The following is a 4,982-nucleotide window of genomic DNA, read 5'->3' as shown; positions in this document are numbered from 1 at the left end:
TAAAATGGCGAATGCCAATATACTTTTTTTCATGAATACCTCCTACTAATAAAAGAAAAGCACTCAATTATAATGAGCGCTTTTTTTATTGCTTCTATAATTATCTAACATGATTTTCTGTATAAGACTGTAGTAATTTTTTTCTTGCGGAGTCATTATATATCTTTACTTCAAACTTAACATAAACATTACGAGCATCTTTAGAAACATACTTTCTTGTGGTCCAGTATTTTTTTTTCATCGTATAATTAGATTTCTGTGTTGCCTCAGCCGTTGCAACTCCAGCCAAAAACTTACTTTTGGCTCTTACAGATAGTACTGCCATAATACCTGCCACGAAAACGCTAGACTTAGATTTTATATTTTCAGTAGTGACATTATCTCCATTATAAGTTGAAACATATTTCCAATTCATAGGAACTCCTACAGGTAAATTAACTCTCGTGCTAAATTCTGGTGATTTAGCGAACTCCCCGCTATTTAAAATGAGCGGTTCGTAGAGGTAAGGAATATTTTCTTCGACGATATTTTCCTCATAAGTTAAGTTTGATTCCGATTCGTTTTTTTCAATATTTAATTCATTTGGATCAATACTATCTGCCAAAACAGTAGTAGTAGAAACTGAAACTAGCGATAAAACAATTAATAAACTAAAAAAACCGATGCAGTTTTAATAAAAATATTACATTCTTCCACCGATTTTCCGGAAATTACAAAATATTCTGTCTTTTCGACATGTGAATAATACTATATATATCTATATATGTCAATAGTAGCTTTGCGTATATTTTTTTTAGAAACAGGTATTATATACCTACTCTGTAAGTGATGAATTTAAATTTAGAGTTCTTTATGTAAAGGCTATAATATCTATTTAGAAACAACAACGTTAGTAAGTGAGTTGTTTAAATCATTTTTTTAGTCAAATTGAAAATGTGCAATCAATTTCATGATCGTGACAACGACACCCATGTTTAAAGGGGTTCTAATTAGTAGATCAGGGGAACTATGGATACTTAGATATATAATTATCTTAGTTAATAAGTTACGCACTTTTATCAGATTAGAATTAGAAGGAATGAAAAAACCGAAACTAGTTGAAATTGATTTAGATAAAATTTTTACTAATCCCAGAACTGACAAATGTTATTTACGGTAATAAAGAAGTTAATTGTAAAGCACTCAGAATGAATAAATCTATATTGTTGACATTTAGATGTGAAACAGTCAAAAATGTTATTTTTAGTCAGTTGATACTTATAGATATTCTTATTTTGTGAAGTAATATTATTTTTTCGAGTTTCTCTCAGCGATATAACCGAGTAATAATAACATGAAACTGATTTGCATAATCGCTAAACTTAAACGACCGAGCCAACCTGGGATAATATTTTCAATGCCAATGAAAATGTGTAGAATTGGAAGTATCGAAGTGAAAATCAGTAAATATAACGTGTTTTTCAAAATTTCATCCTCCTAGGGATAATTATTTGTTGAAAATCAAAGTCATTAAAATAATTATAAATCTGAAAACAAGACGTAACATGATAAATTATTATTAAAATTAAATAAAGGATATAGAAACTATTTAATTATCGATGATGATTTAAATGTGACAAGTAATATGAATGTTAAAATTTTGAGAGGATAATTAGTCACTCAAAATGTGTGTTATTGGTAAGTGTAGCATAAAAAAGCGAGCTGCCTTCAAAACGCCTGTCATATATTTTTGATACCCATATGGTTTTAATCTATTGAAACGCATTGAAATTTCTAAGCAATAGAAACACCTATATAACACTGTTTTTTCGGTGTTTATTTGTGCTTATTTAATCACCCTATGGTAAACTGTAAAGGTAGCGTAACATTAAATAGAGGTGAGTACAATGGAAGATTGGGATGGATTTTTAGCGCCATATCAACAAACTGTGGCAGAATTGAAAATGAAATTAAAAGGTATTCGTACGCAATTTAAATTAGAGGGGAAACATTCTCCAATTGAATTTGTTACAGGACGTGTCAAACCAATTGAAAGCATCGTAGATAAAGCCTTGAAAAAACACATTTCAATCACACGATTTGCCGAAGAGGTCACGGATATTGCTGGTTGTCGTGTTATGTGTCAATTTGTAGAGGATATCGTTATTGTTGTTGAGCATTTACGAAAACGTAATGACTTTAGAATATTAGAAGAGCGTGACTACATTTCAAATAAAAAACCAAGTGGTTATCGCTCATATCATTTAGTGATAGAGTACCCTGTGCAAACAATCAATGGCGAAAAGAAAGTCATTGCCGAAATTCAAATCAGAACATTGGCTATGAATTTTTGGGCAACAATTGAACATTCACTCAGTTATAAATATCGCGATGAGTTTCCAGAAGATATTAAAGCGCGTTTGCAACGAGCATCAGAAGCGGCTTTTCAATTAGATGAAGAGATGTCTCATATTCGTGATGAAATCCATGAAGCACAAACTTATATACAAAAACAACAAAGTCAGCATAAAACAACTATCCATACTAAAAAGAGGTGATACAGGTGAAATATGCCATTCGAACACGACATGATCTTATGTCCCAAGAAATTCGCAATCATTTAAAAGAACGTTTTGATACACTGGGGCTGAGTGAAGATAACACTGAACCGGATATCGTTGTAACAATCGGAGGCGATGGTACCCTGTTAGATGCTTTTCATCATTATGTTGATCGCTTAGATATGACAGCTTTTGTAGGCATTCATACAGGTCATCTGGGCTTTTATGCAGACTGGTTACCTCATGAAATTAATGCTTTAGCTGAAGGCATTGCACATGGGAAATATAGCATTGAGACCTATCCGTTAATTGAAGTTAGAATGAGTAAACTAAATGCTGAACCTCAAAAATATTTAGTGCTTAATGAGGCGACGTTTCGCTTAGCATCAGGAACATTAGCTGTGGATGTGTACTTACAAAATGAATTATTTGAATGTTTTAGAGGCGATGGTTTATGTGTTTCTACGCCAACAGGTTCTACGGCTTATAACCGTTCACTTGGTGGTGCAATTATTCATCCAACAATAGAAGTGATGCAACTAACAGAGATGGCATCAATTAACAATCGCGTTTTTAGAACAATTGGTTCACCTTTAATTTTACCGAAGGATCAAACAATTAAGTTGATACCTACAGGTGCAAAAAAATGTATTTTAACAATTGATCACCATACTGAATTACATGAAGATGTCACGCGTTTAGATTATGAATTATCAGGAAAAAAAGTGCAATTTGCGCGCTTAAAGGCATCAACTTTCTGGAATCGTGTGCACAACTCATTTATTAACTAATAGATAGAAGGAACGAAGAAAATGAAATTAAGATGGACGGCTCTTGCCGAAGAAAATGGATTACTTCTCAGAACTTTTTTGAGTCATCATCATGTATCTAAACGATTACTTGCAGCTATTAAATTTAGCGGTGGTGAAATTCGTGTGAATAACCATGTGGAAAATGTAAGATATAAAATCGTAACAGGTGATATTGTCACTGTTCAAACACCAATAGAGCAAGAAAACGAGTCATTAATACCTGAAATTGGGCCTTTAAAAGTGATTTATGAAGATGATTTTTTATTGATAGTTGATAAACCAGCAGGCGTTGCATCAATTACTGCGCAGTATCATCCAACCAAAACAATGGCGAATTTTATAAAAGGCCATTACTACTCTAAAGGTGAAAATCAAGCTATTCATATCGTCTCTCGTTTAGATAAAGATACATCAGGTATTATGCTTATTGCTAAGGATCGATACAGTCATGCAAGACTTAGTGAATTACATCAGCAAGGATTGGTTAAACGTAGTTACCGTGCTTTTGCAAAAGGAAGAATTGAGACGAAAAGCCCGATTATAGAACCAATTGGACGCCAAGATGGTAGCATCATGGTGCGTGAAGTGCGTTCAGATGGGAAGTATGCCGAGACACACTTTGAAGTGTTAGAACGACACAAAGAGTGGACGGATGTAGCTGTAGAATTAAAAACGGGGCGTACACATCAAATACGTGTGCATTTTCAACATATTGGGCATACCTTAATGGGTGATGATATGTATCTTGGTGATATGAGTGAAATTCAACGCCAAGCACTGCATAGTGAAAAATTAACTTTAATCCATCCGTTTACTGATGAAGAAATGTCTTTTCATTGTGAAGTGCCAGCTGATATGCAAGCGATGCTCGATAGATTATAAAAAAATAAAGAAACGCATGATATTTAGAGAACTATCATGTAAAATAATAAGAGAACTTATTTCATTAGGAGGCTATTATGCATTTAAACTTTGAAAATAAAACATATTTAATTATGGGTGTTGCTAATAAACGCAGCATCGCATGGGGAATTGCCCAAGAACTTAATAAAGCAGGAGCTAAATTAATTTTTTCATATTCAAAAGAACGTTCAGCAAAAGGATTGGTAAAATTAGCAGCAGACTTATCGGATTTAAATAAAGAAGCACCGATGGTGAAATGTGATGTTACAAGCGACGAAGATATCACAACAGCAGTGACTGAGTTAAAAGAAAAAGTGGGTACTTTAAACGGTATCGTTCATTCAGTAGCGTTTGCTAATAAAGACTTTTTAGGTGATGATTATTCTGCAGTTGATCGTGCGAGCTTTGCTCAAGCGTTGGATATCAGTGCCTACTCGTTTACAGCAATCATTCGTGCTGCGAAGTTAGCAGACTTACTTGCTGAAAATGCAAGCTTACTAACGTTAACATATCTAGGTGGCGAACGCGTTATCCAAAATTACAACTTAATGGGTGTAGCAAAAGCTGCATTAGAATCGTCTGTTCGATACTTAGCAAGTGAATACGGACCAACAGGCGTTCGTGTGAATGCGATTTCAGCAGGACCTATTCGTACATTATCAGCACGTGGCGTTGGAAACTTTAGTGAGTCACAAAAAATGGTTGAAGAACGCGCACCATTACGTCG

The 4,982-nt window shown here is 33.9% G+C and carries 6 protein-coding genes; 4 read left to right on the top strand and 2 right to left on the bottom strand.

All coding sequences use genetic code 11. From position 1 onward, the window contains the following. Positions 1 to 100 precede the first annotated feature (100 nt). Positions 101 to 604: a hypothetical protein gene (locus IKV95_RS10960; protein ID WP_141690580.1), complete on the bottom strand. Its 504-nt coding sequence runs from the start codon at positions 602 to 604 to the stop codon at positions 101 to 103. Between the two features lie 683 nt (positions 605 to 1,287). Further along, positions 1,288 to 1,464, bottom strand: coding sequence for a hypothetical protein (locus IKV95_RS10955; RefSeq protein ID WP_154657740.1), 177 nt, complete (start codon positions 1,462 to 1,464; stop codon positions 1,288 to 1,290). 422 nt (positions 1,465 to 1,886) lie between these two features. Between IKV95_RS10955 and yjbM the strand changes: the two genes are divergently transcribed. The 4 genes from yjbM to IKV95_RS10935 form a co-directional block, all read left to right on the top strand. Beyond that, complete coding sequence (gene yjbM / locus IKV95_RS10950; protein ID WP_029091818.1) at positions 1,887 to 2,537, top strand: GTP diphosphokinase; 651 nt, start codon at positions 1,887 to 1,889, stop codon at positions 2,535 to 2,537. A gap of 5 nt (positions 2,538 to 2,542) precedes the next feature. Beyond that, positions 2,543 to 3,331: an NAD kinase gene (locus tag IKV95_RS10945; RefSeq protein ID WP_029091819.1), complete on the top strand. Its 789-nt coding sequence runs from the start codon at positions 2,543 to 2,545 to the stop codon at positions 3,329 to 3,331. A 21-nt stretch (positions 3,332 to 3,352) separates the two neighbouring features. After that, positions 3,353 to 4,234, top strand: a complete 882-nt coding sequence (locus tag IKV95_RS10940) for an RluA family pseudouridine synthase (RefSeq protein ID WP_069120511.1) — start codon at positions 3,353 to 3,355, stop codon at positions 4,232 to 4,234. Between the two features lie 77 nt (positions 4,235 to 4,311). Further along, the coding region (locus tag IKV95_RS10935) for an SDR family oxidoreductase (protein ID WP_287451848.1) at positions 4,312 to 4,982 on the top strand (671 nt) is incomplete at its 3' end.

The organism is Brochothrix sp., from assembly GCF_017549435.1.
GTDB classification, from domain to species: domain Bacteria; phylum Bacillota; class Bacilli; order Lactobacillales; family Listeriaceae; genus Brochothrix; species Brochothrix thermosphacta.
The sequence above is the reverse complement of the archived record's forward strand: the minus strand, read 5'-3'. Positions and strand labels throughout refer to the sequence as shown.

What these genes read in the sequence shown, in the direction of transcription:
- yjbM (WP_029091818.1), top strand. Translation starts at nt 1,887, where the DNA reads ATGGAAGATTGGGATGGATTTTTAGCGCCATATCAACAAACTGTGGCA.
- IKV95_RS10940 (WP_069120511.1), top strand. Translation starts at nt 3,353, where the DNA reads ATGAAATTAAGATGGACGGCTCTTGCCGAAGAAAATGGATTACTTCTC.